Genomic DNA, 3,751 nt, shown 5'->3' with positions numbered 1-3,751 from the left:
GCCACCGAGAGGATCGGGAGCAGGCCGGCATGGCACGGCGATCGCACGGCCATGCCGGCCTTCGGCGTTTTCCCGCGGCTACGAAACGCGCCGGGCGGCACGATTCCGCACGGCACCCACGACACGATTCCACGCAGTACGCACCGCACATTTCCCCACGACATGCACGAAACGCACGACACGATTTCCGTACGCCGCGCACGAAACGCACGAAACGCACGACACGATTCCGGGCGGCACACTGCGATGCGGCATGCCGCAACGTGGCGTCCGCGCGGCGTAATTCATCAGACGCGCAATTCCCCATTCCGTTGAGACTTTCCCCACGCCCGCCGCGGAGCGGGGCCGGGAAGAATGCGGCGGGGACCGGCACGAGCGCCCGTCGGCGTGGCGACCACGGGCGGTCCACGCCGCACATTCCCAGGTCCGCGCGGTGCCTGGAGCACTGTCCCGCACACCCGCCGGGGGGCGAGGTGGCCGCCAAGTGTTCACATCTGCTGCATCTTTCGCGCTCGGCGTGGTGCTACAGTCGAAACGCCGGATGTGGCCGAGAAGACACACAACAACAGCGTGGGGCATTCACACGCACGGTCGGCCACCGGTCTCGCTCCGTCGGTGAATCAACCGACGGAGGAGAGTCACAGGGGTGAATCCCACGCAAGGGATTCACTACGGGGAGCACGGTATTCCGTTGACCGCCCGGCATCGCCGGCGATCGGCGTCGGAATTCACGTGCATGAAACACGGGGTTTTCACTGGGTATGACTGCCCACGAATCGTCAACCAATATAAATATATCCGCACATCACCGCACCGCCCGCATCGCGACCAGCTCCGTGGCCCACGGAAGGGATGTGCGGTGATGCTGGCGGAACGCGAGGACGACACAGCCCGGCTGGAGCGATTCTACGAGGAGTCCATCTCGGCCGACCCGTCCGGCCGCTGCCGCTTCGCCGTCATCAGCGGTGCACCGGGGTCCGGCAGGACCGAGCTGCTGCACCACCTCACCGACTACGCCGCCGCGCGCGGCGGCACGGTGATGCATGCCACGACCGCGCCGGAGGAAAGGCACCTCCCGTACGCCGTGCTGGAGCAGTTGCTGCGGGGCACTGCGACGGGCGACCACCAGACGCTGAACCAGCTGCGGTTCGCCATGTTCTCCGCCACCTCCCACGTGCCGTGGCGAATACGTCTCGCCGTGCAGCGGGCGCTGCTCGCAGACCGCCCTTCCCGGGCGGCGCCGGTGCTGCTGACCATCGACGACATCCAGTTCGCGGACTCACCGTCGCTGCAGTGCCTGGCACACCTGCTGCGGCACGCCGGCGCGGGGCAGCTGACCGTGGTGGCCACCCACCGCGATGCCGCGGGCCCACGGACCGACAGTTTGCCCGAACTGACCGGCGTGCCCGGGGCGTTGGTGGTCCGGCCCCGCCCGCTCAGCCCGGCCGGGGTCGGCACTGTGCTCGGTGACCGGCTCGGCCCCGCCCACGCCGCCCGGTTCGCGCGGCACGCGCACGCTCTCACGGGAGGCAGCCCGCTGCTGCTCTCGGCACTGCTCAGCGACCACCTCGCCACCCGCACACAGGTCTTCGACGTGGCGCCGCCGCAGCCCGGGGAGCTCTTCCGGCAGGCGGTCCTGGCCGGCGTCCACGACAGCGGCCGGTCCGCGCTGAAGGCCGCACGCGGCCTCGCGCTGCTGGGCGAGACCGCCACACCCGCACTGCTGGGCGCGCTCACCGGGCTGGCCGACGCGCCGCTGCGCCAGGGCCTGGCCGCACTGCGCGAGGCGGGAGTCCTCGACGGCGACGCCTTCCGCCACCCGGTCGCGCGGGCCGCGCTCCTGGACGACGTCCCCGTCCAGGAGCAGGCCCGGCTGCGGTACCGGGCCGCCGAACTGCTCCGGCACGGCGGTGCGACGCCCCGCCAGGTCGCCGACCAGTTGATGGCGGTGCCCGCGGGGTACCGCCGCCCCTCGGCGTGGGCCTGCCGGGTGCTGACGCGGGAAGCCGAACGCACGCTGGCGGACGGCGACATGGGATTCGCCGAACGATGCCTGGGCGCTGCGGAGGGCTACTGTTCCATCGAGTCGGAACGCCTCGCCCTGCGCGCCTACCACGCGCAACTGAGCTGGCGTCTGGACCCCTCGGCGGCGGCACAGCGGGTGCACGCCCTGGTGCCGCCCACGCGCGACGGCGTGCTGCCGCCCACCTACTCCCTGCACATCGCCCTGCGGCTGCTGTGGTACGGGCACATGGAGGACGCGGCCGCCGCCTACTGGCAGGCGGCCGCCGCGGCGCACAGCGACGGCGCGGACCAGCGGCTGCTCGACGGGCTGGCCATGCTGCGGCAGCTGATGGCGGTCACCTATCCCGGGGTGCGGGAAAGGTGCGGGCTCACCGGGCCGTACGACACCGCCGGCCAGGCGGCCCCCCGCACCGCCGCGGCGCTTCCCCGCTGGCAGGCGATGGGGGCGCTGGCGTCCGCGCTGCGGCCCGCCGCCGACGCGCCCACCGCCGACGCGCCCACCGCCGCCGACCCCGAGGAGGCGCTGCTCCGGCTCCGCGTCTCCGAGACCAACGTCGAGGTCCTGGAGGCCGGTCTGCTCGCGCTCGTGCACACGGGCCGGCTGGACAGCGCCGAGACCTGGTGCGGGCGACTGCTGGAGGAGGCGCGGGAGCTGGGCACGCCCGTCACGGACGCCGTGGTCACGGGCGTACGGGCGCTGGTCGCGCTGCACCGCGGGCGGCTGCTGGAAGCCGCGCGGGACGCGGAGTACGCGCTGGAGAGGATTTCGGCGCAGTGCTGGGGCGTCGGCATCGGCCTGCCGCTGTCCGTGCTGATCGAGGCGGGGACGGCGATGGGACGGCACGAGGCCGTCACCGAGCTGCTGGACCGCCCCGTGCCGCGCGAGATGGCGTGGACCCGGTACGGGCTGGCGTACCTGTACGCGCGCGGCCGCCACCAGTTGGCGACCGGGCGTGCACACGCGGCGCTCGCCGACTTCATGGAGTGCGGGGAGCGGATGGAGCGGTGGGGCATGGACGTGCCGTCGCTGGCGCCGTGGCGGGCGGGCGCCGCCGAGGTGTGGCTGGCGCTCGACGAGCCCGCGCGCGCCGCCCGCTTCGCGGTCGAACAGCTGCGGCGCACACCGGAGGCCTGCCGGCACACCCGCAGCACCGCACTGCGGGTGCTGGCGGCGACCCGGCCGTCCTCGGCCCGGCGGGGCCTGCTGGAGCAGGCCCTGGAGACGGCGCGGCAGTCGGGTGACGCGTACGAGACAGCGCGCACCCTGGCCGACCTGGGCAAGGTGCACAAGGAGCAGGGCGACGTGGTCAAGGGGCGGCTGCTGGTGCGGCACGCGCTGCGGGCCGCGGACGAGTGCGGCGCCGAGAAGCTCTACCGCTCGCCGCAGCCCTCTCCCCCGCTGCGCCGCGCAACCCCGGCAGCCGAAGCGGGCCCGGAGCGCAAGAAGGTCGTTCCTGAGGGCGAGGCGCTGACGGCCGCCGAGCGCAGGGTCGCGTCGCTGGCCGCGCGCGGCTACACCAACCGGGAGATCGCGGGAAAGCTGTTCATCACGGTCAGCACCGTCGAGCAGCACCTCACCCGGGTGTACCGGAAAATCAACATCCGCCGCCGCCAGGACCTGTCGGCCAGCCTCGATCACCAGGCGGCCGAAAGCGCCTGAAGCGGCGTCAGGAGGCGCGGGCAGTGGCGCATGTGAACCGGCGGGCACCGACAGCTCCTTCAGGGA

The 3,751-nt window shown here is 73.0% G+C and carries 1 protein-coding gene; it reads left to right on the top strand.

Translation table 11 applies throughout. The features are described 5' to 3' along the window. The first annotated feature begins 862 nt into the window (after nucleotides 1-862). Complete coding sequence (locus ACWGI8_RS41335; RefSeq protein ID WP_453668602.1) at nucleotides 863-3,685, top strand: AAA family ATPase; 2,823 nt, start codon at nucleotides 863-865, stop codon at nucleotides 3,683-3,685. The last annotated feature ends 66 nt before the right edge of the window (nucleotides 3,686-3,751 follow it).

The organism is Streptomyces sp. NPDC054841, assembly GCF_053611045.1.
The sequence above is the reverse complement of the archived record's forward strand: the minus strand, read 5'-3'. Positions and strand labels throughout refer to the sequence as shown.